22 protein-coding genes are annotated in these 24,717 nt (G+C 31.3%); 11 read left to right on the forward strand and 11 right to left on the reverse strand.

All coding sequences use genetic code 11. The features are described from left to right. Positions 1–68 precede the first annotated feature (68 nt). Positions 69–2,480, forward strand: coding sequence for a phosphoenolpyruvate synthase (gene ppsA / locus KFE69_06950; GenBank protein ID UTW43820.1), 2,412 nt, complete (start codon positions 69–71; stop codon positions 2,478–2,480). An 89-nt stretch (positions 2,481–2,569) separates the two neighbouring features. Next, on the forward strand, positions 2,570–3,172 hold the full coding sequence (locus KFE69_06955; protein UTW43821.1) for a hypothetical protein: 603 nt from the start codon (positions 2,570–2,572) through the stop codon (positions 3,170–3,172). On the opposite strand, the gene KFE69_06960 is transcribed toward KFE69_06955, so the two are convergent. From KFE69_06960 to KFE69_06975, 4 genes are all read right to left on the reverse strand, one after another. Then, a complete protein-coding gene (locus KFE69_06960) occupies positions 3,169–4,521 on the reverse strand; it encodes a hypothetical protein (GenBank protein UTW43822.1) in 1,353 nt (450 codons plus the stop codon). The two genes, KFE69_06955 and KFE69_06960, sit on opposite strands and share 4 nt — an antisense overlap. 120 nt (positions 4,522–4,641) lie before the next feature. Further along, complete coding sequence (locus KFE69_06965; GenBank protein ID UTW43823.1) at positions 4,642–5,277, reverse strand: RloB domain-containing protein; 636 nt, start codon at positions 5,275–5,277, stop codon at positions 4,642–4,644. Between the two features lie 3 nt (positions 5,278–5,280). Beyond that, the gene (locus tag KFE69_06970; GenBank protein UTW43824.1) at positions 5,281–6,564 is read right to left on the reverse strand and encodes an ATP-binding protein; all 1,284 of its coding nucleotides are present in this window, start codon (positions 6,562–6,564) and stop codon (positions 5,281–5,283) included. Positions 6,565–6,670: 106 nt separating this feature from the next. Beyond that, positions 6,671–7,135: an Lrp/AsnC family transcriptional regulator gene (locus KFE69_06975; GenBank protein ID UTW43825.1), complete on the reverse strand. Its 465-nt coding sequence runs from the start codon at positions 7,133–7,135 to the stop codon at positions 6,671–6,673. 170 nt (positions 7,136–7,305) lie between these two features. Here KFE69_06975 and KFE69_06980 point away from each other — a divergent pair, with 170 nt between their 5' ends. Genes KFE69_06980 through leuB form a run of 4 tightly spaced genes read left to right on the forward strand, consistent with a single transcriptional unit; the run spans position 7,306 to position 12,056 of the window. Next, positions 7,306–8,910, forward strand: coding sequence for a 2-isopropylmalate synthase (locus KFE69_06980; protein ID UTW43826.1), 1,605 nt, complete (start codon positions 7,306–7,308; stop codon positions 8,908–8,910). A 16-nt stretch (positions 8,911–8,926) separates the two neighbouring features. Then, positions 8,927–10,345, forward strand: coding sequence for a 3-isopropylmalate dehydratase large subunit (gene leuC / locus KFE69_06985; protein UTW43827.1), 1,419 nt, complete (start codon positions 8,927–8,929; stop codon positions 10,343–10,345). Then, the gene (gene leuD, locus KFE69_06990; GenBank protein UTW43828.1) at positions 10,342–10,917 is read left to right on the forward strand and encodes a 3-isopropylmalate dehydratase small subunit; all 576 of its coding nucleotides are present in this window, start codon (positions 10,342–10,344) and stop codon (positions 10,915–10,917) included. The genes leuC and leuD overlap by 4 nt, the downstream gene beginning before the upstream one ends. Continuing rightward, positions 10,917–12,056, forward strand: a complete 1,140-nt coding sequence (leuB, locus tag KFE69_06995; GenBank protein UTW43829.1) for a 3-isopropylmalate dehydrogenase — start codon at positions 10,917–10,919, stop codon at positions 12,054–12,056. Before leuD ends, leuB begins: the two co-directional genes overlap by 1 nt. A gap of 49 nt (positions 12,057–12,105) precedes the next feature. Here leuB and KFE69_07000 read toward each other — a convergent pair whose 3' ends face one another. The 5 genes from KFE69_07000 to KFE69_07020 form a co-directional block, all read right to left on the reverse strand. Beyond that, on the reverse strand, positions 12,106–12,648 hold the full coding sequence (locus KFE69_07000) for a hypothetical protein (protein UTW43830.1): 543 nt from the start codon (positions 12,646–12,648) through the stop codon (positions 12,106–12,108). Positions 12,649–12,736: 88 nt separating this feature from the next. Next, the gene (locus KFE69_07005; GenBank protein UTW43831.1) at positions 12,737–13,966 is read right to left on the reverse strand and encodes an MFS transporter; all 1,230 of its coding nucleotides are present in this window, start codon (positions 13,964–13,966) and stop codon (positions 12,737–12,739) included. Positions 13,967–14,084: 118 nt separating this feature from the next. Then, entirely contained in the window at positions 14,085–14,510 is a 426-nt protein-coding gene (locus KFE69_07010) for a hypothetical protein (GenBank protein UTW43832.1), read from the reverse strand. Positions 14,511–14,625: 115 nt separating this feature from the next. Then, on the reverse strand, positions 14,626–15,441 hold the full coding sequence (locus tag KFE69_07015; GenBank protein UTW43833.1) for a tRNA threonylcarbamoyladenosine dehydratase: 816 nt from the start codon (positions 15,439–15,441) through the stop codon (positions 14,626–14,628). Beyond that, on the reverse strand, positions 15,380–16,129 hold the full coding sequence (locus KFE69_07020) for a TatD family hydrolase (protein UTW43834.1): 750 nt from the start codon (positions 16,127–16,129) through the stop codon (positions 15,380–15,382). Before KFE69_07020 ends, KFE69_07015 begins: the two co-directional genes overlap by 62 nt. A 266-nt stretch (positions 16,130–16,395) precedes the next feature. On the opposite strand from KFE69_07020, the gene KFE69_07025 reads away from it, so the two are divergent. After that, on the forward strand, positions 16,396–17,469 hold the full coding sequence (locus tag KFE69_07025) for an ankyrin repeat domain-containing protein (GenBank protein UTW43835.1): 1,074 nt from the start codon (positions 16,396–16,398) through the stop codon (positions 17,467–17,469). Positions 17,470–17,716: 247 nt separating this feature from the next. Here KFE69_07025 and KFE69_07030 read toward each other — a convergent pair whose 3' ends face one another. Continuing rightward, entirely contained in the window at positions 17,717–18,931 is a 1,215-nt protein-coding gene (locus KFE69_07030; GenBank protein UTW43836.1) for a DNA polymerase IV, read from the reverse strand. A 217-nt stretch (positions 18,932–19,148) separates the two neighbouring features. Between KFE69_07030 and KFE69_07035 the strand changes: the two genes are divergently transcribed. Then, positions 19,149–19,568 carry a hypothetical protein gene (locus tag KFE69_07035; GenBank protein ID UTW43837.1) on the forward strand — a complete coding sequence of 140 codons (420 nt, stop codon included), beginning with the start codon at positions 19,149–19,151 and terminating at the stop codon, positions 19,566–19,568. Positions 19,569–19,593: 25 nt separating this feature from the next. On the opposite strand, the gene KFE69_07040 is transcribed toward KFE69_07035, so the two are convergent. Beyond that, positions 19,594–21,396 carry a hypothetical protein gene (locus tag KFE69_07040; protein ID UTW43838.1) on the reverse strand — a complete coding sequence of 601 codons (1,803 nt, stop codon included), beginning with the start codon at positions 21,394–21,396 and terminating at the stop codon, positions 19,594–19,596. 307 nt (positions 21,397–21,703) lie between these two features. Between KFE69_07040 and KFE69_07045 the strand changes: the two genes are divergently transcribed. The 3 genes from KFE69_07045 to KFE69_07055 all read left to right on the forward strand — a co-directional run bounded on the left by KFE69_07045 (position 21,704) and on the right by KFE69_07055 (position 24,197). Beyond that, on the forward strand, positions 21,704–22,699 hold the full coding sequence (locus KFE69_07045) for a hypothetical protein (protein UTW43839.1): 996 nt from the start codon (positions 21,704–21,706) through the stop codon (positions 22,697–22,699). 295 nt (positions 22,700–22,994) lie between these two features. Beyond that, entirely contained in the window at positions 22,995–23,594 is a 600-nt protein-coding gene (locus KFE69_07050; GenBank protein UTW43840.1) for a hypothetical protein, read from the forward strand. A gap of 24 nt (positions 23,595–23,618) precedes the next feature. Continuing rightward, positions 23,619–24,197 carry a hypothetical protein gene (locus KFE69_07055; GenBank protein ID UTW43841.1) on the forward strand — a complete coding sequence of 193 codons (579 nt, stop codon included), beginning with the start codon at positions 23,619–23,621 and terminating at the stop codon, positions 24,195–24,197. Positions 24,198–24,717: the final 520 nt, after the last annotated feature.

Consider the following 24,717-nt stretch of genomic DNA (forward strand, 5'->3'; position numbering starts at 1 on the left):
CTGCTTTTTCAAGATAATCTTGCGTGTTAGTATAATGGCACCTGGAATTTTTTAAAGGTTAATCAACAATGGACTACATTTTATCTTTTGATCAAATTAATATGGGTGATATCGATCGCGTTGGTGGTAAAAATGCTTCTTTAGGGGAGATGATCAACCATTTATCTGATTTAGGCGTAAGAGTACCAAATGGCTTTGCAACGACTTCTGATGCTTTTCGAGTATTTTTAGCACAAAATGATTTAGATAAAAAGATTTATAATTTATTAGATCAAACAGATGTTGATGATATCAATGCATTAGCTGAATCTGGTAGTTGTATTCGTCAATGGATTATGGAAGTACCATTTTCTGATGAGTTTAAACAAGCGATTAAAAGCGCTTATAATCAGCTAGATGATAGTAATAAAGATGCGGTTGTAGCTGTACGTTCTTCTGCAACAGCAGAAGATTTACCTGATGCGTCATTTGCAGGTCAGCAAGAAACATTTTTAAATATTAGTGGTATTGATCAAGTATTAGATGCATTACGTAAAGTCTTTGCATCATTATTTACCGATCGTGCAATTTCCTATCGCGCACATCGAGGTTTTGATCATAAAGAAATTGCATTATCAGCAGGCATTCAAAAAATGGTTCGAAGTGACCAAGGTGCAAGCGGTGTAATGTTTAGTGTTGATACAGAAAGTGGTTTTAGAGATGTTGTTTTTATTACTTCATCCTATGGTTTAGGCGAAATGGTAGTCCAAGGTGCGGTTAACCCAGATGAGTTTTATGTACATAAGCCAACACTGATTAAAGGCTTTGATCCTATTATTAGAAAAACGCTTGGAGAAAAAGCTAAAGAGATGGTTTTCTCAAGTGATACAAGTGCGGGTAAATCTGTAAATGTAGTTGAAGTATCAAAAGAAAAACAGTCAAAATTTTCAATTACTAATGAGCAAATTTTAGAGCTTGCTCGTTTTGCTGTGACCATTGAAAATCATTATGGCCGTGCGATGGATATTGAGTGGGGATTAGATGGTGAAGACGGTCAGCTTTATATATTACAAGCAAGACCAGAAACAGTTGTTAGTCGTCAAGCATCTAAACGTGTTATTGAGCGTTATAGTATTAATCAAAAGACAAATATACTTGCTGAAGGTCGTTCTATTGGCAAAAAAATAGGTCATGGTACTGCTAAAGTTGTTCACTCAGTTGAAGAGATTCATCAAATTCAACCTGGTGATGTGATTGTGACTGATATGACAGATCCAGATTGGGAACCTGTTATGAAAATAGCGTCTGCAATTGTTACGAATCGTGGCGGTAGAACTTGCCATGCAGCAATTATAGCAAGAGAGATGGGTATTCCAGCTGTTGTTGGTTGTTCTAATGCGACAGAAAGTGTTGCATCTGATGAGGTTATTACCGTATCTTGTGCTGAAGGTGATACAGGTTATGTATATCAAGGTCAATTAGACTATCAAAAAGAAACAATTGATATTGATCAAATGCCTGAGATTCCATTTAAAATTATGATGAATATTGCCAATCCTGAGCGTGCATTTGATTTTCAATATTTGCCAAATAGTGGCGTTGGTTTAGCGCGTTTAGAGTTTATTATTAATAATGCCATTGGTATTCATCCAAATGCATTATTACAAAAAGATAAAATGCCAGAAGATATTCAAAAAGAAATTGAAGAAGTAACAAGTGCTTATGAATCACCACGAGAGTTTTATGTGCAAAGACTTGCTGAAGGTATTGCGACACTAGCTGCAGCATTCTACCCAAAACAGGTGATTGTACGTTTATCTGATTTTAAATCAAATGAATATGCGAATTTAATTGGTGGTTCTGTTTTTGAGCCTGAAGAAGAAAATCCAATGATTGGCTTTAGAGGTGCATCTCGTTATGTTGCTGATAATTTCAAAGCATGCTTTGAAATGGAGTGTGATGCAGTAAGACGTGTGCGTAACCAAATGGGCTTAAAAAATGTTCAGGTAATGATTCCTTTTGTGCGTACTCTAAATGAGGCAGAAAATGTTATAGAGGTACTTAGAGCAAATGGTCTTGAACGAGGAAAAGATGAGTTAAAAGTTATTATGATGTGTGAATTACCGTCAAATGCAGTTTTAGCTAACGAATTTCTTCAGTATTTTGATGGATTTTCAATTGGTTCTAATGATATGACTCAATTAACTTTAGGACTAGATCGAGATTCTGCTTTAGTGGCAGATCAATTTGATGAGCGTGACTTGGCAGTTAAGGCTATGTTATCAATGGCAATTAAAGCTTGTAATGATCAGTCCAAGTATGTTGGTATTTGTGGTCAAGGCCCATCTGATCATGCTGATTTTGCTCAATGGTTAATTGATGAAGGTATTCATAGCGTGTCTTTAAATCCAGATACAATCATTGAGACTTGGTTATATTTAGCTAAGATGCATAACAAAGATACTAAAACTACCGTGCAGAATATAAACATGCATGCTTAATGATAAGATCACATAACTTTTTTATGTAATATTTAGATCACTTTATGTTACAATCGGGGGTAGCTATATTTTGAATGGGAGTTGTATTAATGCCAGGTACGCAGAAAATTGATCTTACATCAGGTACATCTGAATTATTTGAGCGATTACAAAAAATCAAAAAAGAAGAAGAATTTGATCAATTTCTTAAAAGCCTTAATCAGTCTGATAAGGATTTTTTAGAAAAAAATAAGATGGATCCCCAATTTAATAATGGTAAAGTTGAAATTGTATCATCAGAAGATAAAGATAAGAAATTTACTTTTGAAGAAGATGGTAAAATATCAATTGATAAGAATAGTTTCGATTTTTTTGCTAAGTCTATGTATGAAATGAACCCTGAAGCAAAATTTATAATTGAAGGTGATTCAAAACAGTTAGGACTAGGACTTGCAAGAGAGCTTATGAAAGCTGGCTTTAAAGGTGATCAAATCAATTTTGAGGACCCAAAATTACAGAGTGACTTTGAGAAAATGAAAACAGTAATGGAAAAACCTGTTTCTCAAGATAATTTAACTGAGCAGTCAAAACAAAATTCTGGAGCAAGAGATGATTTTGATATAGGGATGAAGTCATCATCGCCATCATCTTTGATGTTTGATGAAAGCCAAAAGTCACAAGAGAAGCCACGAAGCTTAGAAGCACCTTTCTAAATATTTTTATACCGATAGTCATCAATAAACTTTTTAATGCCATAGCGATTAAAAATTTCTGTTTCTTTTATACTAAAATAATCTTTATTTAATAGTGGATCTAATAATTGATCATCTTCATTAAACTGTTGTAGACCTTCTTTAGCAATTGATACAATATGCTTTAATATTTTAACATGATCACAATTAAGTCCATTTTGGGCAATAGACTGTCTTAATTGATTACTTAAAGGCATAGACTCAGTATATTGGACTAAACCATCAATATTAAGTCTTAGACCATAAGTCAGTATATTTGGTAATAAAGAGTGCTCTGGAATTTGCTGTGCTGCAATTCTTGATTCAACTGTACCATAAATTGATTTAATGCGATTGTTATACCAGATAAATCGTTCATGTAAGTGCAAATCAACTAATTCAGGCTGAAGTGTTGTTAGTGTATTATCAGTTGTATCGATAACAGTTGTTTGTTGTGTTGTTAAAAATTCATCAATTGAAGCAGTTTGATTAAACTCATAATAAACTTGTTTTTGATTAACGTTACGATAAGTTGTAATAGGTTCAAACTGTATTAGCGTATCAAAATAGTGCTTTATATTATTAAAATTTTTAGGGATACCATGGCGATTTTTATCTTTTTCTAAATTAACAATATAATCCCAAAATAACTCTCGTGGTTCTCTATAAGTGTCACTTTTAGCATTCCATAAATTTGAGTTTGCAAAAGCACCGATTAAATAGGGGGAAATTTTATTCATAGCATTTAAATAATCAATTGCGATATCAGGTGTGATATCAACATGGGTATGTTCTGCTGCACTGATGGCATTTAGATATAAGTCTTTAGCACCATGATTCAGCTTATTGTTGGACTGGTAACGCTTATCAATGGCATTAGCACGATTTTTATTTGCTAAAAATGAGTGATCTGGCATGCTAAGAGGTTGAATGCCGTAGCCTAAAATACCAATTTGTAAAGCTTCTGTAACATCGACAATTTTATTCATAATCATTTGGTTAACACAGTACAAATCCGTAATTGAATTAACTGGTGGTAGGCCAATTTCTAAAGTACAGTAACCAAGATCTGTTCCAATAATTGCATCGCCATAAGGCGTTGCTGTTTTAAAATTAATAATATCACCGTTATCATTATATTTTGCATTGCCACCAAGGGATTTAAATAATTGTTTAAAAAGTTCAGTTGTATCAGTAACCGCTTGACCAAACCTTATTTTATCAAGATGTACTAGAGGGTATTCAGACTCTTTACCAATTTTAGGTTTTGAATGTTTTTTAAAATTTTTAAGATATAGATTAAACGCATTATCAGAATTAATCCGTGTCATTTTTATTTAAAATCCATTTATTCATAAAAGTATTAATTATAACGATAATGAAAAGTAAAAGACAATCTATGCCATTTGATAACTTAGCACTTTATGACTGTGAAAGCATATCATAAATGTTTATTGAGATTTTAAGTTTTGTAGATACTCTACTAAATAAAAAACTTCAGTAGATGGATTTTTTTCATCAGTCTTCTCAGCATCGTTATGTGCTTTTTTAGCATTTTTTATGCCGTCTTTTAGTCTTGGCAATAATTTTTGAAAAATATCATTCATTTTTTTTCTATATTCAGGAAACTCTTTTGTAAGTTCAGAATAGCAGTTATCAGCAGGTGATTTTCCACTACTGGTAACATAAGGCTTTCTTTGGTACTTAAAATGTAAAAGTAGCCAATACTCAAAGCAAGGCCATGACCGTGCTGAATTAAATTTATTATTTATAATCATATCATAAGCATTATCAAATTTATGATGTTCATCTTTATCAAAAACACAGTAGACTCTATCAAACTGTTCACCTTGTTTTTTCTCAGCTGACTGACGATTTTTAGCATACTTAACAACTGATATAGGGTCTGTACCATCTGCATTAGTTACATCTATATTTGCAGTGCTTAGTTTATAATAGTCTATAAGACCTTTAAAATATAAAGGTTCAGTTTTTTCACCTTCACAAATAATAAGTACACGATCATATGGTTCACGTTTAGGAGTTTTACGTTTTAGGTCATTTGATTTTTTAGGTTTTCTTGCCACTGTTTATCCTTTAAAGTTTTCATTAACTATGCGAAGGTATGGTAATGCTCCGTAGCGACCTGATAAATATGAGCGTTCAAGATTTTCAACTCCTTTACGAGGGCTAAATTCAGTTAATGAATATAGTTTTGTACTTTGTGACTCTGAACGTTCACAAAACCATATTTGATCTCGACGAAATATATCTTGGCTTAATATTGATGTTTCATGGGTTGAAAATATCAATTGGGCAAGATGCTTATTTGTTTTACTATTATGAAATAATTGTACAAGAAATTTAACTAATAAAGGGTGTAAATGAGCATGTAATTCATCAATAAACAGAACATGCCCTTCACTCAAAGAGTTTAACCAAAAACCAGCTAAATTAAACATTTTATTAGTTCCATCTGACTCTTCTGCTATATCTAACTTAACAATTTTTCCAGAATCAGAAGTATGGGACATTGATAGTTTAATTTCTTTTGCGTCTTTATTTTTTAAGTAAGCTTTAAGAGAGCTTGGTAATAATTCTGATTCAAATATATCTGGTGACAGATCTTCTTCACTTACATTGATATCTGAAATTGCAAAGTCAGCAGCTTGCAAAAACTCTAATATCTTACCTTTTCTTTCATCTTTACACCATTCTACTGATGTTCTTCCCTTATGAGGGTAGAGACCAGTTCCTATGATTTTAAGGCTAGATTTAAACCAGTCAAAAATTGGTTTGAGTTGTTCACTATTTAACTGTACTGCTGTTGATAAAAGTAACGCATTTTTACGTGTGACTTTTCTCCATACTTCTTTATTTCCAGATAACTTATCACCAAAATGAATATCATCTTCTGTATCTAAATTACTGGATCGTTCAAACCAAACTTGTGGCCTTCCTTTTGGGAAAGCAAATAACCATTCTTCATAAATTTTTTCAGACGTTGCTGAAAATCCATACTGATATCGAATACCATTGATTAATATAATAACTTCAAATACAGAAGGTTTATCAATAGTTGATTGACTTAATTTAAACGGAATAATAACTGAGTTTAAAATTTCCTGGTCTTGGCTTGAGTACAATACAATCTCTTGCATAGCTGCTAGCGCTTTAATAAAATTAGATTTGCCACCTGCGTTAGGCCCATAAAGTACAGCAGATCGTAGGATCGGAAGTTTTTTTACTCCCTTTGCTAATTTAGGCTCTGTAACATTTTCAGTGTAGAGCTCTTTTCCTTTGCCCGCAACAAGACTTAACTTGGCCTCTTGATGAATAGAGCGGTAATTTTCTGTTGTAAATTCTATAATCATAATAAATTCCAGATTAAAACTTAAAAAATAGCAATTTTTTGCAATAATAGCATTTTAATTCTTATGTGTCACTTATTAATATAATAATATATTTAAATTACGCTCATCATAAGTTATCCAATGGTAATCCTGGATGATCAACAATCTTTTTTAAAACAAAGCTTGAGTGAACATTTTTAACGCCATCAATTTGTGTTAATTTATGAATTAAAAAATCATGATATGCATTTAAGTTAGTGGCAATAACCTTAAGCATATAATCTTGCGCTTGACCTGCAATTAAATCACATTGAATAACTTCAGGAAATTGAGTAATTTTATTTTCAAAGTGAGCCATCATTTTACGATCATGACTAATTAAACCTACAGATATAATAATCGTTAATTGAAGTCCAAGTTTCTCTGGGTTTAATAAAGCAACATAGCGGTTGATAAATCCATCACTCTCTAACTGTTTAACACGCCTAAGACAGGGAGATGGTGATAAAGAAACACGTTCTGCTAAGTCTTGATTATTAATTTTACAGTTTTCCTGCAGTAGGTTTAATATATGTTTATCTGTTCTATCCATATTAGTATCCTTTTCAAATAATGATTAAATATTAAAATATTTAACTAAAATTTTACTATATATTGAAATAAAATTCCAAATTTTAAGTAAATTAAAGAATGTTAGCAATTTCATATCAATCCATTTCTGATAAAATAATAAAAAAACCAAGATAATCATAAGGTTAGAGAATGGAAAATAGTCAAAAAATACATATCTTTGATACGACATTAAGAGATGGTCAGCAATCGCCTGGTGCTGGAATGAGTTTTGAAGATAATATTCGTTATGCTGATTATGCCGATGCACTTAAGATTGATGTTTTAGAAGCAGGGTTTCCTGCAGCTAGTCAATTAGACTTTCAAATTGTTTACTCGATTGCACAAAGAATGTTCGAAAAAAAATCAAATATGATTGTTGCAGGTCTTTGTCAGATGCGCGAAGCTCAGTTAATCAAAACAATGGAAGCATTAGCGCCACTTAAAGCATCATCTAAAGCACGCGTGCATATTTATTTACCAGTTGATCCGAATCTAGCACAAGTAAGCCTTGGCAATAAACATGATGAAAAGAAGAATATTGATGAAGTTTACCGTTTAATTAAAATAGCCAGTGATGATGGTTTTGAAGTTGAATTTTCAGCAGAAGGTTATTCAAGGCTAGGTGATAAGTTTGACTATGTAGCAGAGTTATTTAAAGCGGCAGTATCAGCTGGTGCGACGATTATCAATTGTCCTGATACAATTGGTGGTGCATCTAAACATCAAGGAGAAGATTATTTTGTTAATCATATGAACCAGCATGCAGCAATTATTAAAAATGAATTCCCTGAAAAAGATATTATTTGGTCTGTTCATTGCCATAATGACTTTGGTTTAGCTTTAGAAAATTCGGTTAATGGTGTTTTTGACGGGCCTGCAAGACAGATAGAATGTTGTATTAATGGTGTCGGAGAGCGAGCTGGAAACGCAGCATTAGAACAGTGCGTGATGTATATTGATTCATTTGGAAAACAAAAGGATATTCAATATTATACAGGTATTAATATTAATGGCTTAAAAGAAGTATCTGATTATATTGCACAAAAAATGCTACCAAAACAACCACACTCACCAATTGTAGGTGTTAATGCAGCTAGGCATACTTCAGGTGGCCATACTAATGCCATATTAAAAAATCCATTAGCATATCAACCATTTGATCCAAAAAGTATTGGTAGTGAAATATCATTTGTCTTTGGGCCATTATCAGGTGGTAATCACGCAAAAAAAATTATTGAAAAATTTGGTTATGTTTGTGAAGAAAATGAAAAAGCACGAATTGCCCAAGAAATTAAAAATCATTATCATGAACGACGTAAAGGCATTACTGATTTGGAATTAATTTCCGCTTATAAGTTAATTCGTTCACCAATTCAGCCATCAAAAATATTTTATGGAAAATCTGAATCTGATATTGGTTATTTTGAAATTCAAGGTAGGTTTTTTGACCAAGAAGATATACGTGTTTGCATGCAAGGTGAAAATTCAGCTTTAGCAGCATTAGTAAACTCAGTATTATCTTATATTCCAGGTGTGGATATTATTGATTACTACTCTAAGTCTTTAACAGATACAGGAACTTATTCTACAGCTGAAACTACGGTAATTATCAGTGCTGAAAAACATAAAAACTATAAAGGTATCGCGAAGGATTCGGATATTGAAATATCAGCACTCAAAGCATTTATTGATGCAGCAAATCAATTGTATATAGATAAAAATTTTCTTAAATCAACACATATTTCTACAGTATAAAGAAGGTTAAGTAATTATGAATAAAAACATTATTGATAAAATTTGGGATCGTCATATCGTTAGTCAAAAGCATGGCTTTCCAGATGTACTTTATATTGATCGAATGTTGATGCATGAAGTAACCTCTGCGCAAGCATTCGATCAATTAAATGAAAAAAATATTCCAGTTAGAAACCCAAAATCAATTCTAGCAACGATCGATCATAGTATTTCAACATCACCAGTTAATCGCTCTAGTTTTAATGATAAGCAAGCTCAAATGCAAGTGAATCAATTAAGAGAGAATGTTAAACACCATGGAATCGATTTTTTTGACTTTGACAGTAACTATCAAGGTATTGTCCATGTCATGGGGCCTGATCTAGGTTTTATTTGGCCAGGCATGACGGTTGTTTGTGGTGACTCTCATACATCAACGCATGGTGCATTTGGTAGTTTAGCTTTTGGTGTTGGTACTTCAGAAGTAGGGCATGTATTAGCAACGAATTGTATCTTACAAAAACGTCCAAAAACGATGAAAGTAGAATTTAAGGGTATACCTTCAAAACATACATCAGCTAAAGATGTTATTATGAAATTAATCGCAACGATTGGTATTGGTGGTGCTAGCGGTTATGTCATTGAATATACCGGAGCTGTGATTGATTCTATGTCAATGGAAGGGCGTATGACATTATGTAATATGTCAATTGAATGTGGCGCGCGCGCTGGTCTTATAGCACCTGATGAAAAAACATTTGCTCATATCAAAGGCAGAAAATATGGACCAGAGACAGCTCAGTGGGATGAAATAGTTTCGCAATGGAAGCAATTAAAAAGTGATCCAGATGCAAGTTATGATAAAATCATTAGTATCGATATTAATGCTTTAGAACCGATGGTTACTTGGGGCATTAATCCACAGCATGCAACAAGTATTACAGATAAGATTCCTCAATTATCTACGATTAAGAAAAATCAGCAAAAATTAGCACAAGAAGCCTATAATTACACACAATTTGCAGAAAATGAAGTCATTTCAGAGAAATCGATACAATGGGCTTTTGTTGGTAGTTGTACGAATGGGCGTATTGAAGATTTACGACAAGTAGCAGGAATTCTTAAAGGTAGAAAAGTATCAAGTCATGTTACGATGTATATTGTCCCGGGTTCTGAACAGGTAAGAAATCAGGCAATTAGTGAAGGACTAGATAAAATATTTACTCAAGCAGGAGCACAATTCCGTATGCCAGGGTGTTCAATGTGTTTAGCGATGAATGAAGATAAAGTACCAAAGGGAGAGCGTTGCATTAGTACTTCTAATCGTAATTTTATTGGTCGTCAAGGTAGCGGTAGCATCACACATTTAGCATCGCCAGAGACAGTAGCATCAAGTGCAGTTATGGGAAAAATTTCAAGTTATCAAATGTTGGTTGAGTCAGAGGTGAATGTATGAAAGCATTTTCAAAAGTTACAAGTAGAGCAATTCCAATGTGGTTAAGTGATGTTGATACCGACATGATAATTCCAGCTCAATACTTAACGCAAATAACAAAAAGTGGTTATGGTGAGTATTTATTTGCCCGCTTAAAAGAGAAAGAAGGTTTTGTTTTTAATCAATCTTGTTATAAAGGTGCGAAAATTTTATTATCAGGCGCTAATTTTGGCTGTGGTTCATCAAGGGAGCATGCAGTATGGGCATTACAACAGGCAGGAATTAAAGTGATTATTGCTCCTTCATTTTCTGATATCTTTTTTAATAATGCAGCTAAAAATGGCTTATTATTAGTTGAACTTGATAGTAAATCTATTGAGTCATTTGTAATACAGGCAGAGAAGGATAACTTAGAAATAACAGTCAATTTAGAAAATTTAGAAGTGATTGTTGATGGTAAAGTTTATCCATTTCAATATGATCCATTTCGTCGTGAATGTTTATTAAAGGGTCAAGGTGATTTGGAATACTTACTAGCACAAGAATCATGTATATCAAATTATGAAAATAATAAACAAAAGGTAGTAATTTAATGGATAAAAAAATTGCGATATTAGCTGGTGACGGTATTGGACCAGAAGTAATGACATCTGCTATAGAAGTATTAAAAGCAATTGAAAAAAAATATAATCATCAATTTATTTATGAAGAAGGATTAATTGGTGGTAGTGCATATGATCAGTATCAAAACCACTGTCCAGAAGAGACTATAAATATTTGTAAAAATGCCGATGCGATCTTATTTGGTTCAGTTGGTGGGCCTGTAGATGCTCAGCATATTACAAAATGGAAAAACTGTGAAGCTAATAGTATTCTTGCATTGAGAAAGCATTTTAAGTTTGCTATTAATATTCGCCCCATCCAGATTTTTTCTGCACTTAAAGAAAATAGCCCATTAAGTGAAAACGCTATTGGTGATGATGTTAATATTGAAATTTTTAGAGAGCTATCAGCAGATATCTATTTTGGTGAGCACAAGCGGTTTGTTAATAATCAAGGTATCCGCTGTGCAACAGATGTTGCAGAGTATGATGAAAATACAATAAGAACTATTGTAAAAGCAGCATTTAGCCGCGCACAAGTAAGAAAGAAAAAATTAACCTCAGTTGATAAGGCTAATGTATTGGATACTTCTCGCCTTTGGCGTGAAATCGTTATAGAAGAAGCAGTAAATTATCCAGATATTACAGTTAATCATATGTATGTTGATAACTGTGCAATGCAAATGGTATTAAATCCACGCCAATTTGATGTGATGGTTACAAGTAATTTATTTGGTGATATTTTATCTGATTTAGGTTCGGTATTACCTGGTTCAATTGGTCTTGTGCCTTCAGTTAGTTTAAATGATGATGGTTTTGGTCTATATGAGCCATCCGGTGGCTCAGCCTATGATTTAATGGGCCAAAATATTGCCAACCCAACAGCACAGATTTTATCTGCAAGTTTAATGCTTGCTTATTCATTTGGCCTGTTTGATGAAGCGAATAATATTAATTTTGCAATTGAGCATGTATTTGAGCAGGGTTATAAAACAGCAGATGTTAATCGTAACTCTCAAAAGAAAGCAATATCAACAACTGAATTTACACAAAAAGTGGTTGCTGAGATCCTTAATGACTCTGATGAAATGATTAATAGTGATAATAAATCAGGCGCTATTAGTGTTTAGAGTTTATGATATATCCAAAGGTACAATAAATTGCGTCTTTACATAAAGATTATAATTCTTTTGTATTGACTTGTTGAACGTTGACAACGCAACCTACCAGTCTTTCAGCAAGTTTTTCAACTAAGCTGTCTGTCGATTCAATGGTTTTATGGGTATAGGCATCAAATGGATATTTTGATTCTTTACCGTCAATTGTGACATAAATATCACCTAATAATTCCCAGCGATTTAAAACAAAACTATGATTTAATGCATCAAATTTTACTGAGATAACTGGTAAATCTTTAGCTTGTTCAATACTTGTGACTTTAGTAACTTTAAGATTATCTTTTTTAAATGCAGCTTCCAATGATTGATAGAAGAGGTTACGATATTTTTTAGCTAATGGCTTCTTAGTATCTTGATCTTTCATGCTCATATTATCTGGAACAATTAATGCGTATTGACTATAAGTTAATTGTGGGCAGTGTTTAAACTCAACATCAGTTGGTCTTAATTGACCACCAACTTTACGAGCAGCAGTAACACATCCAGTAACAGATGCTATACATAATGAAATTGCTGCATACTTTATAATAGTCTTATAATTCATAAAATTTCCTTTGCTTATAAAGATAAATTGTTATGCTTCAATTTTTAATATAATCAAATGCTAAAGTCAATTGTACTACATGCTATGATTAATTAGGTTGATCTCGTAAATGATATTTTTTTAAGCCAAGCCAAATAGGTATGATCGTAATAAGAGAAAATAAAGCAATTAAATAAAACCATTGATCAGCTGGTAGTTTAAAAGTGGTATCTGACACAAATAAGGTGGCATAAATAAAAAATACCCCTAAGCCACTTAAACCATTAAAAAAGCCTTCTGCTTTACCTTGTAATTGAATATCTGTATTTTTTTGCGCTAATGTGACAACTAGTGCCCAGGATGAAAGCATAATACCTACTAGAAAATATAAACCAAAAGCTGCCCAAACAGAGCGATTAAGTGCCATTAAAGTAAATAATATAATACACATAATGAGTGCAAAAATAGCAATTTTTGCCTCACCATAACGACCAGCATAGGCAGGCAATACAAGATTGCCAACAATAAACCCAGCTGAAAAGCCAATTTCAATAATACCAAATTCTAGTGATGAAGCATGAAGAACATTTTTCACATACGGTGCAATAAATGTTGGTGTTGTCATAAAAATCGCAGTCATTAGTACTTGAGCACCAAAAAAGTACCATAGAAATTTTCTGGTGTTTAAATGCTTAACAACTGCAACCCAACTGGCAAAAAACCGTTCACGGTGTTGTGCTTGGGTATGCTTTAATGATTTTACAAGTATTAGAAATGTTATTGTAAAAAGCATTAATATAAGTACGAGCATCATAATCTGAGTGAAGTGTAACCATGCAATAATTAAGCCACCACTGCCCATGCCAATAATCATGCCAAATTCAAATACAGTATCTAAGGTGCTATTAGCATATAAAAGTTTGCTATCATCATTTAAAATCTCACGCATAAGAACAATATTAGAAGGCCAACTTAACCCGTAAAGAATACCCCACCCAAGTGTAAATAGATAAACAGAGGTTAAATTATTCATGCCGCCTGGAAGTAATAGAAATATAATTAATAATAAAATAACGGTACTATCACAGGCAATCAGTAATTTCTTTTTTGGAAATCGATCAGCTAAATAACCACCAATTGGGCCTAGTAGAGGTCCCGGTAACCACCAGGTTGCCATCAGTGTTACAATTGCTGTGATTGAGTTATGAATAGTCAGAATATGCCAACTTAAGGATACATAGATAATGCCAATGCTTAAAGCATTAAACAACGTCATTAAAATAATATAATTAAATGAAGGGTTTTTAAATAAATCTAATCGTTTTTTTAGGTAACTCATATTGTCTAATTAAGTGTTATTTGGTATTAGTTAATGTTTAGTTAAAAAATAATATAATAGTTAAATAATGATCATATCAGTTCAGATAATTAAAAGATAGCTTTACAGATATAGTTGCTTATTGATTGGTTGTTTGTTCATACCAATTATTGATATGCGTTTGAAATAATAAAAAGATAGCGGTGATATTTAATATCATCTGAATTAAAGGTAAGATCAAATGAAGGGGGTGATTTAAAAGGTGATCTAAACTAATTAAAAAAATAATAAACCAGATAAAAAATAAACTAACATAAAGAACACGTGCCCAGTGTTTGCCTATACTAATTGAATAGATAATATAAAAATAAATAAAATACATAATTACCATGGCAATCCAAAAGGATAATAAGATGCCGTGATGTTCTGCTTTGGGTATATTCTCTAGTAAGTACTCAGTTTCAGGTACAATTAACGTACTAATTACAGAAATAATTAATGTTAAATAAAGTAGTTTAGTAGCAACAATAACTTCAGTAGGCTTTTTAATTTTTTTAGCAACCATGTATAACACCCCATTTAATTTTCATCTAAGAAAATTCATAACAGTAAACTTTTTAAAAGTACTATATATAGCTTAGTAATTATTAGACTAATAATCAAATATTTAAGTTATGAAATTATCTTTTTTGTATATACATTTCAATAAGGTCTTTAACAACTTCACCAGCCATAGTTAAACCAAATAGTGCGGGCATATAGCTAATAGTTCCATTAACAGCACGAGCACGACCTTCACCAGCTACAGGCTCTGGAGGTAGAGGTGAAATTGGAACTTCATCAGAGAAGACTGCTTTTATGCCTTTTTTAACACCTTGACGTTTTAAGCGAATACGCATAAGCCGAGCTAATTTACAAACGGAAGTTTTATAAACATCTTTAATTTGAACACGAGTTGGGTCAATCTTACCACCAGCACCCATACTCGAGATAACACGATACCCCTTTTCATGTGCAGTACGAACATAAGCGACTTTGCAGGTTAAACTATCAATTGCATCTAATACATAATCAAACGGTTCACTAAAGATTTCATCCATATTATCTTTTCTAATAAAGTCTGCGACTACGTCTACTTGGCAGTTTGGGTTAATATCTTTAATTCTCTCTGCCATAACATTAACTTTTTTCTGATCAATGGTTGATTCTAAAGCGACTAATTGACGGTTTAAATTAGAAGCGGAAACGACATCTGCATCAATTAATTTAATATAACCAACACCTGCACGAGCGAGTGCTTCAGCAGCAAATGAGCCAACACCACCAACGCCAGCTAATAAAATACGACTTTTATTTAACTTTTCAATGCCATCATCGTTGATTAGTATTGATGTTCTTTCAAACAAGCCTTGATGTTTCACTAGATTACTCACTTTAATCAAAAAATAGGCAGCTATTATGCCATAAATTATATTTAATCTCCAACTTAGATTCATTTCTATTTTGACAAAGAAGATCGAAAATTATCAGTATTGAAAGTGGCGTATTTCGGTTGTTTTTATAATTATATGGTAGCATGTCGGGGCTATCTGTTTCTAAAACAAAACTTGATAAAGGTAGTGTGTTTATAATCTTTGTTAATTTGTTTTTAGGATACGTTAATATACTACCAATGCCTAATTTAAATCCTAAATCAATATATGTTTTTGCAATTTCAATAGAACCATTAAATGCATGGATGATTCCACCTAAAGTAAAATTTAGAGATTTAATTTGATGAATTACTTCTGAGTGGGCTTTAACTGAGTGAATAATGACAGGGAGGTTTAATTTTTTAGCAATACTTAATTGCTCACTAAAGTAGAATAGTTGTTCTTCAAATTGGTTAATACGTTTATCTAAGCCAATTTCACCTAAAAGCTTAATTTTATTTTTGCTTAGTTGAGTTTCTAATTCGTTTAAGTCACTTGGGTGATGTTCTTTAATAAAACAGGGGTGCATACCAAGCACTGGAATAATATTATTATATTCTTTAGATAATGCTAATACATTGTGCCAATTATTTTTTGATACACTGGGATTAATGAAGTGTGTAATATCATTTTCTTTTGCTTGATTAATAAGTTTATCACGGTCGTGATTAAATATATCAAAGTCTAAGTGGCAATGGGTGTCAATAAACATTAAATAAAACCTAACTTGTTATGTACTAAAAGAACTTATATTTATGCGTGTTTAAAGTCAAGATGATCAATTTGTCCATTAATTTCAGTTGGAGGGTAAATTAAATATATTTCAAATATTTAAAATATAATGAATTGAATATTCAATGGTTTAGTTATAATTTACTACTGTTTGTGTAACTTTTTTAATTAATTCTTGATTAAATTATTAGCTATACTTTGATAGTTTGAAGCAAAATTAACTGAAAAAATTTAAAAGATTTGCTTATGAATGAAGAGTTAATTGGTTTTATTAGAACTGGTGATTTAGATGAAGTTAAAGACTTGTTAAGTGGACAGTCAATTAATTTTAATATTAATGGCCAGACACCTCTACATTTAGCGGTTATGTTTAATCAATTAGAAATAATCAATTATTTATTAGATCATGATGCTGATATTAATGCTAGAGATCGTTATGACAATACAGCATTATTTTATGCAGTTTTAAATGGTCATTTAAGTATTGTTGAACAGCTGTTATGGCGTGGTGCTGAGGTTAATACAATTAATCAAGACGGTGATACACCATTACATGAAGCAAGTGAAGAAAGTGAATATATAATTATAGAGGCATTACTAAAGTATGGAGCTGATATAAGTATCAAAAATGCTGATGGTCATACAGCAGATCAGCTAACAGATTACTTTGATATTAGACAAGATGAAATTAATTCTGAATTATTAATTGCCGCTGAAAGTGGCCAAACTGATAAGGTCAAATATCTTATTGCCAATAAAGCAGATGTTGATGCCGAAGATAATTATGCTCAAACAGCTTTACACTGGGCATGTTATAACGGGCATTTAGAGGTTGTTAAGATTTTGCTTGCTTGTGGAGCAGATGTTAATTCTGTAGACATAAATAATAATACACCGCTACATTGCGCAGTTATTAATGATCATAAAGAAATAGTCAAGCTATTACTAGCTAATAATGCAATGATCAATATTGCTAATGATGATGAAAAAATACCACGTAGTATTGCAATAGAAGAAGGATTTGATGAGATAGCTGGATTAATTACAAATCGACAAGATGAATTAAATAGGGCTTTATCAGAAGCATCTAAAAATGGTGATTTTAACATGGTAAGTCGTCTTTTACGCTATGAAGGTGCTGATCCTTTTTTAAAGGTTGAAGGGTTGATAGCAAGAGAATATGCAGAGAAAAGTGGGCATGGTAAGGTTGTTGAATTGATTAATAACTATACTGATATTGGATTAAATAAGTTCATCTTTTTGGAGTATGAGCCTAATGCTAAAGAAGAGTTATCAATGAGCTTAAGTGGTAGTGACTAGGATCTATAGTAGACTTTAAACTTGATAAGTATGATATTTATAACTTTTATAAAATTACTTACTTAATTTTAAGCAGGAAAGCTTTAATACCCATGGGGTAGTTCTAAGAAATTAAGTGCATCTTGCTTAGTATCTCTTGCTGCACTATTTTACCTACATTGGTTCTATATTTATATATTCTATTAGGATGTATAGTAACGCTTTTATGTAATACATATTGTAAAATTAATATATAATTTCAGATGCTTTAAACACTCCGTTTTGCACCTTTAGGTCGCCATGCAGGTGAAATAACAGCAATCATATTTGCTTTTTTAGATTGTAATTCTGTTGCGGATATAACTGATCCTTTGCCAAAACGGTTATTGATTTGATCTTTGATTTCATCAATTTTAATTTGTTGTCTATTATCTTTTTTGTTATCACCTTCAGTTGCCGAAAATAATTCAAGCTGTCTCGATGGTTTTTCAAGTGTAAGTGCATTAATTGCAAGATAGTATAATGGCTGACCATGCCAATATTGATCTAAAAAGTTAGTCGCAATTGCTGTAAGTGTTTTTGAATCATTTAATGGTTTACTGACTTTAATTTTTTCTTTTATACGGCCTAAGTCTGATTTAAAGCTAATAGAGTATATTTGGCATAGTAAATGATGTTTTCTTAGCCTTGAAGCGAGTCGTTGAGCTAAATTAACTAAAACGCCATAAATTAGATATTTATCACACGTTGCAGGTGGTAAAATTTTACTATGTCCCATTGACTTTGGCTCATCATATTCATTTGACTGCACAGGAAATGGATCGTGACCTAAACAAGTCATATATAATCGACGACCAATATCACCAAACCTTGATGCTAGAATAGCTTGAGGAAATCTTTGCATATCTTGACAATGGATAACTCCTCTGTCATTTAAATACTTAGTAATATGCTTACCAATACCACAAATATCTTTTACAGGCGTTAATGCCATAGCTTGTTTAATATCTGATGGTTCAATGATCGTTGTATTGCCTTTATTTAATTTGGCGCAAAACTTAGCCGTTAGTTTGCCTTCTGAAATGCCAATACTACATCTTAAGCCTCCACTTGCTTTAAAAATTGTTTTTCTAATAAGTGTTGCTAGATGTTCAATAGAATTATGTAAATGTAATATGGGTTTTAAATCAAGAAAGGCTTCATCAATTGAAAATACTTCAACTATTGGCGTAATGCTATACAGTGATGACATGATATTTATAGAAATCTTTGCATATCTTTCTGGTCTTGAAGCTCTACGTATTAAATAAGGGCAAACAGTCAATGCATCCTTTAGTTTCCAACCAGTTTTAATGCCATATTTGCGTGCTTCATAGCTGCTGGTAATAATTGTGCTACCAACTTCACCATTTGTCACAACAATAGGCTGGCCATGTAGATAAGGAAAGTCTAACTGTTCAACAGAAGCAAAAAAACTTTGCATATCAATATGAGCCACACATGTTGGCCATTCTTCCAAAAATAATTTCATAATCTAGTTATAAATTTCACTTGAGTAAACTTTTTGTAAATCTTAATATTAACTATAATTGCAAAATTGTAAAAAATAAAATGAAAAACGTAGCACAAAATATAATAAATTTATTATGTAATATGCAAAGTAAAGAAAATCAATTAGTTATAAATATAGAAGTTAGTGTATGTGTGATGGTGTAATTTATCAGTTTAGAAATAAGCATATTAAAACTTATTTTTCAAAGCCTAAAAGTACACTACTAGTTTTATTAGATAATGGTGAAATAGAGCAACATACTTGGGGGCGTAGGAAAGGGCAATCAGGGTTTTTACCATTGGGTGGCTGGGCAAGAAAAACATCGTTAGATAAAGGTATTTGGAATCAGTGGTTTCCAAAATTTGTACCTTTATTAATCAATGAGTTTATGGAGAAAGATAAAAATTATAATAGTCACTGGTTTTCAGTCATTAAAGGAAAATATATCCAAGGTGTTCTTCTAAGATGTGAGTCTGAAACACGTGTTTATGTTGTAACCATTGAACCACCAGAAGAGGCTATACATAATCGATGGCCTTTAATTAAGAATTTTGAAACTGTATGTTAGAGAAGATAATGCGTAGTTTGAATAGTTAGTCTTTGGCATAAAAAATATTTTCTTGTGTTTTAGTTTTTTGTTGTTGATTTTGCTGCTCATAGAAAGTATTAGCTGGTTGAGTAATATTCGGATCTGGCAAATGCGAAACATTAGGTAAGTCATATACACTTGGAGTCTCTGCACTAGCAGTAGGTGTTGGAGGTGCATTTCTAGGAGGATGTTCAAATGCTTTAAATGGCTCTATACCTAAACCAGGTGGAATTGCAGTTAGAGGTCTTTGTAGAGACTTTGTAGTTTTAGTAGCTGGGCCTTCTTCAAATATTAAAAACTGATCACTTATGGAGTGGGAAAAATCACTAGAAAATTTAGTACAATGCGTTTCAAAAAAATAGAGTCTATTTTTTGATGGATAGTCATTTTCTTTAAAATCATTATAAGCTTCACTGTAAGTTTTAAACTCTGATTCCGAAGCAACATTTTTACTTTTTAGTGATTGATGTGTAAAGTTTGTATAGTCATTTTTCTCTATTAGAAAATCATTGGCTTTTTTGAAGTATTCATTAGGTGAAGTACCAAAAAATGAAAACTTAATTTCAGAGGCTATTATTCTTGATTGTATTAATAACTTTTCAAGCGTGCACTGATAGTAATCAACTATAATTGCATGATATTTTGGATCGCTATTTTGTAGCTGTTCTAAGAATTTTTCATCTAATTTTAACAATGATCGAGTTAAATCAAGCATGATAATACCATGCTCTTTACTTTTAGAATAATTTCTAGCAATTTCTAATCCAAACTTTATATTGCAAGATACACCTAATTTAAGGTAATGAACTCTATCAGCTAAGATAGGTCCTAAGAGTGTTTCAGTTGTTTGTTGTGGTTGATAATCATGTGAATAGTTAGAAGAACTACTTGAAGAACTATTACTTATACTAGAACTAAATGATATTGGAGTATTGGTTTGATCATAAGTATAAGAGCTTCCATGTGCTGTCATAGATGAACTTGAAATAGGGGAGCTAAAACTTGAGCTATGACTATGATATGTATAAGAAGGGTATGGAGATGGCGTAAAAATACTTGGAGATGGTGGTTCTGGATAATAATTTAAATTAGGAGTCATATATCCGTGGTGAGATGGTGTAGCATTAAAATGAGATGATTCTGATGTTAGTGTATAATATTGACTGTAAGCATAAGGGGCAAGTTGAGGGTTGTAGTTACCTGACTGGCTAATAAATATAGATTGATCCATTTGGACTGGCTTATCAGGGTAGAAATCAGCACAGTGTTTGTCAAAGAAAAAAGGATTATTTTTAGAAATTAAACCATCATTTAACTCGCTTTTTTCACTCTGTGATAATGCTGATATTTCTTGATAAACATCGTTGTAATGAAGAAAGCCTTCACGTAAAGCAATACGATTATCCGATAATAAATCACGCCAGTTTTTTTGTCTAAAAAGAGAGTCTTCAGATTGCATTTTTAAAGAGTGTATAACTACGTTATCAAGTTTATTTTTTATCAATTTGTAAGAAGGAGAAGTAAACTGTTGGAAAGAAGCTGGTGATTTGCCTGCAGTTGTGAGTATTAGTAAAGATTGTAGTGTTAACCTTTCAAGCATTACATGATAATCTTCAAATAATTTTTTATCTTGATCTTCATAATCTGTTAAATTCACATTAAATTTATAATTTAAAAGTTCTAATGAGTGGATCATGTCAGCAATCATTCTATCTTTATGCTTGTTTAATACTTTGCTTTGAGCCTTTTTTAATGCATCTATTAGACTTTCTGTGATTTTATTATATAACTGACGGCTATAAATCATTGCAACACCCACCTGATCATATTTTTTTAAATGTAGAAATTATTTTACTAATTTTTAAGAAGTAATTGAATATAAGATATATTTCAAAAATTTTATAAATTTTAATTATTTGTTTATTGGTCTATATATTTGTGATATAAAAAATAATTTGTTTAAAATTATATTAGTTATAGTTTTAAATTAACGAGGTGCAGTTTGTATTGTTACATTTATTTGTATTGAACGTGTATTTTTATGTGCAAAAAATTGATAATATTTATAAAACATAGCGTTATACTAATTTAGTATTCATAAGTGGGTTGTATATATGTCTATCAATAAAATAACATTTCGTAGTCATGAAGGTGATCGTGATATTATTGTTGTCAATGGGTATGCGTTTTATAGATCAACTGGCAGTAATTCACGTATGCCAGGCGTCTGGTTTCCATTTTATGGTATAAATACAAACTCTATTAAGTATGGTTGGCTCATAAAACCTGAAAATCCAAAACTTTTTTTAGGAAATGAATTAATGTCTGATCCTTATTTTTCAAAGATATGGAGTAATGATGTTATTAGTAGATTTGGTAATTTAGAAACAGCATATATATCTTATTGTTTAGGTGGTGATATATGGAATTTAGCAAAGCAAAGTTATTATAATTTAATAAATCCAATACATGATAGATATGGTTTTCATACAACCTTTATAAGATTTTTTGATGATCATAAAATTAACTTGAAACAAACTTATGAGGTTAATGATAAGTCTGATTTAGTTACTAAAAGTATTCATGATGTAAATGAGTGGTTAAAGAGCCAAAATACAATTTATTTTAATGATGATATTAGTAAGAGGGTAAATTTTCCAAGCGCAGTAAGCTTAAAAACTAGTAACTCTTCTCTAATATATCAATTGACAGATGAAGAGTATGCTAAAAGTAAATTATTAAGAATTATAGATAAAGTATTAAATGAAAATAATCAATCTACAGAGAAATTTAAAGCAATTACTGTTCTTAGAAACCATATAGAAAGTAATCATGATATGTCATTAGAAGATTTACAAATTGATTTATTACAATTTGAACGTTTAGTAAGCCATAAAAGAATAGGTTTCCGATCAGTAGGTTCTGAAGCAAATAGCTATAGTAATGTTAAGAATGACATTAGAAGTCTTAGGAAAACTATGGGTTTAGATGATGATCAGAATAATATTGACCAATTTATTAAGCAAAAACAAATAGCGCATGGTGGGGTGTTTACATTCTCTGATTATATTCAAGGCCATCAACATGAAATCTCAAATTTAGAAAGTTAACTTAGATTTATTTATATTTAAACTTCACTTGGCAACCAATGCCCATTTTCAACAAGGTCCGTTGACAATTGTCTAAAATTCATAAAAACAAATAGTTAATATTGAGACGCGATAAATCGACGTCTCTACAAATGGTATTGATTTGCATTAGGTTTTTTCTGTTAAATAATTAGTATTAATTCAAACAATAAGAATTAATTATCTATTATGTAATAATTTTATATATCTTTTACATTGTATTGCATGTAAATATCCTATATTTAATAAGTAACTAAGCACTAATTGGAAATAAATTATGAAATATACATTATCTTTATGTGTAGGTATTTCAAGCATATTAATAGCAGTAAGTGCTTTTGCAAGCAGCTTTAGAGAAATTGATATATCAGTTGGAACAGTTATCGCTAATAAAACAACTAGTGATCTAACTTACTCGAGTAGATCTATACAAGGGGTTGGAAGTGATTTTACATCAATAGGTTATGCTCCATTTGGAGGTGCGATATCAAAAGGTTATTTATCTAGTGGTAATTCAACAACTATCTATTATAGTGATGGTATTATTGAAGAGCAAAAACCTGATAGTTTAGGAAATTTTTATATATTTCAAGATCAAAGCGACATTCCAATTTGTCAATTAAGTTATGCAAGTCATACGGTTAATTCTACTTATGTTAAAGTTACTTTAACAATTCAAAACTTTGCTAAACATAAAGATGTAACTTGTTCATTCAATCAAGATGGTTCTAATAATGTAGTTGGTATATCACAAAAATTTGGACCAGATGATGCTTCACCAACATTAATAAAACAATCAGGACCAATTGAATATTCGATAAATCCTAGTCAGTGGAATGGTGGGCATATCTATATTGTTCAGACAGAAGAAGACTAATTTTTTAAGTAGGAGATATTTAAAATGAAATACAAACCTTTTAACATAATGCTTATTAGTATTTTTGCTTTAACAATGCATATGGCATATGCTGCCTCTAATAAAGGTTATGTTTCTCTTGCAATACCAATATTAAATGAAACTTCAAGTGCTGTAGCTATTACTGTCATTCCTCAAGTAGGGCCAGGTAAAAGTAATGGTTATATGTGTGTTGATACATCAGCTGAAACAGATGATAATTGCAATTATAATACGCAGCAGCTTCCACCTTATCTAGCTAAGCCTGGCGATCCAGATATATATTTACATTATATAAATTCTGTTTATACTACAGATCCATCAGCAGATGGTAGTAAAGCGATCATCCATGCAACAGAAAATACTAACAGTAACAGCTATTATTATTGCGAAGTTAATTTTAGTCATGCATTTATTCAACAAACTGCAGCAAAAGATAAAAATGATACCATTGTTGCATTAACAACATACCCTAATTCCGATAAGACATGCATTTTTGATAATGGTGCCAGTGTTATCTACTGTGACCATCAAGATCATGATTCTGAATGCAGAACAAGTACAATAGAAATAATAGATAATTAATTTTGTATTACAGAAAAGATAATAAATGACTAGATCAGCGTACATGATCAACTATTGAAAACTAATTATAATATCTTTTCATCAAAGCGTTATATTTTACAGTAAGGCTTAATGTAATTTTTACTTTTACTAGATTTGATTTCAAAAGTAGTTTATTTGCCTCTTTTTTAAAATTTTTTGTGTAATTTAAAGTAAACATGCTCTCCTTCTAATTTTGAGATTATCAATGCCATTTTTTCTAGATAGGAATGAGTTTGAATTATAATAAATATCTAATAAATTAGATTAAAAATAAAATTGTATCATTGTAGATTTATTGTATTTTAAATATTTTATAGTATTAAAATATAAAATAATTTTTTATATAAAGTTAATTTATTTATCTATAAACAGAATAACCATTAAAATATTAACATTATATAACATTCATATATGTAATTATAACAATAAAATTATATATAAACCATTTATTTTTTAAATAGCTAATAGTTAATAAAGTAACTATAAAACAATAAAATAT

This window comes from bacterium SCSIO 12844 (assembly GCA_024397935.1).
Lineage (GTDB): Bacteria > Pseudomonadota > Gammaproteobacteria > Francisellales > Francisellaceae > M0027.

Excerpts from the sequence above, each read along its gene's own strand:
- KFE69_06975 (UTW43825.1), bottom strand. The coding sequence starts at position 7,135 with ATGGATAGAACAGATAAACATATATTAAACCTACTGCAGGAAAACTGT.
- KFE69_07010 (UTW43832.1), bottom strand. The coding sequence starts at position 14,510 with ATGGTTGCTAAAAAAATTAAAAAGCCTACTGAAGTTATTGTTGCTACT.
- KFE69_06970 (UTW43824.1), bottom strand. The coding sequence starts at position 6,564 with ATGATTATAGAATTTACAACAGAAAATTACCGCTCTATTCATCAAGAG.
- KFE69_07000 (UTW43830.1), bottom strand. The coding sequence starts at position 12,648 with ATGAATTATAAGACTATTATAAAGTATGCAGCAATTTCATTATGTATA.
- ppsA (UTW43820.1), top strand. The coding sequence starts at position 69 with ATGGACTACATTTTATCTTTTGATCAAATTAATATGGGTGATATCGAT.
- KFE69_07020 (UTW43834.1), bottom strand. The coding sequence starts at position 16,129 with ATGTTTATTGACACCCATTGCCACTTAGACTTTGATATATTTAATCAC.
- KFE69_07045 (UTW43839.1), top strand. The coding sequence starts at position 21,704 with ATGTCTATCAATAAAATAACATTTCGTAGTCATGAAGGTGATCGTGAT.
- leuC (UTW43827.1), top strand. The coding sequence starts at position 8,927 with ATGAATAAAAACATTATTGATAAAATTTGGGATCGTCATATCGTTAGT.
- KFE69_07050 (UTW43840.1), top strand. The coding sequence starts at position 22,995 with ATGAAATATACATTATCTTTATGTGTAGGTATTTCAAGCATATTAATA.
- KFE69_06955 (UTW43821.1), top strand. The coding sequence starts at position 2,570 with ATGCCAGGTACGCAGAAAATTGATCTTACATCAGGTACATCTGAATTA.
- KFE69_07055 (UTW43841.1), top strand. The coding sequence starts at position 23,619 with ATGAAATACAAACCTTTTAACATAATGCTTATTAGTATTTTTGCTTTA.
- KFE69_07005 (UTW43831.1), bottom strand. The coding sequence starts at position 13,966 with ATGAGTTACCTAAAAAAACGATTAGATTTATTTAAAAACCCTTCATTT.
- KFE69_07015 (UTW43833.1), bottom strand. The coding sequence starts at position 15,441 with ATGAATCTAAGTTGGAGATTAAATATAATTTATGGCATAATAGCTGCC.
- KFE69_06980 (UTW43826.1), top strand. The coding sequence starts at position 7,306 with ATGGAAAATAGTCAAAAAATACATATCTTTGATACGACATTAAGAGAT.
- KFE69_07035 (UTW43837.1), top strand. The coding sequence starts at position 19,149 with ATGTGTGATGGTGTAATTTATCAGTTTAGAAATAAGCATATTAAAACT.
- KFE69_07025 (UTW43835.1), top strand. The coding sequence starts at position 16,396 with ATGAATGAAGAGTTAATTGGTTTTATTAGAACTGGTGATTTAGATGAA.
- leuD (UTW43828.1), top strand. The coding sequence starts at position 10,342 with ATGAAAGCATTTTCAAAAGTTACAAGTAGAGCAATTCCAATGTGGTTA.
- KFE69_07030 (UTW43836.1), bottom strand. The coding sequence starts at position 18,931 with ATGCAAAGTTTTTTTGCTTCTGTTGAACAGTTAGACTTTCCTTATCTA.
- KFE69_06960 (UTW43822.1), bottom strand. The coding sequence starts at position 4,521 with ATGACACGGATTAATTCTGATAATGCGTTTAATCTATATCTTAAAAAT.
- leuB (UTW43829.1), top strand. The coding sequence starts at position 10,917 with ATGGATAAAAAAATTGCGATATTAGCTGGTGACGGTATTGGACCAGAA.
- KFE69_07040 (UTW43838.1), bottom strand. The coding sequence starts at position 21,396 with ATGATTTATAGCCGTCAGTTATATAATAAAATCACAGAAAGTCTAATA.